Here is a 246-nt window from a genome sequence, read left to right on the forward strand (position 1 = left end):
GCGGCTGGCCTCGTCGCCCCGCGCGGCAGAAGGCACGTCGTCGTTGGCCACCACGGTCCTGACCGCCATGCCTTCGGCTGCTGCCATCTGCACGGCCATGGCCACGTTCATGTTGTCGCCCGCGTAGTTGCCATACAGGCAGGCCACGCCGGCGCCGCCATCGGCCGCGCGCATGGCGTCGTAGAAGCTTCTGGCCGTGGGGGACGAGAAGACCTCGCCCACGGCGGCGGCGTCGCACAGGCCTGC

1 protein-coding gene is annotated in these 246 nt (G+C 71.5%); it reads right to left on the minus strand.

All coding sequences use genetic code 11. The annotated features are described in order from the left end of the window. The coding region (locus ACFILO_RS09770; protein ID WP_375678245.1) for a dihydroxyacetone kinase subunit DhaK at nucleotides 1-246 on the minus strand (246 nt) is incomplete at both ends.

The sequence above is a fragment of the Bartonella sp. AP72JLCBS genome (assembly GCF_042195705.1).
In the GTDB taxonomy this organism is placed as follows: domain Bacteria; phylum Pseudomonadota; class Alphaproteobacteria; order Rhizobiales; family Rhizobiaceae; genus Bartonella.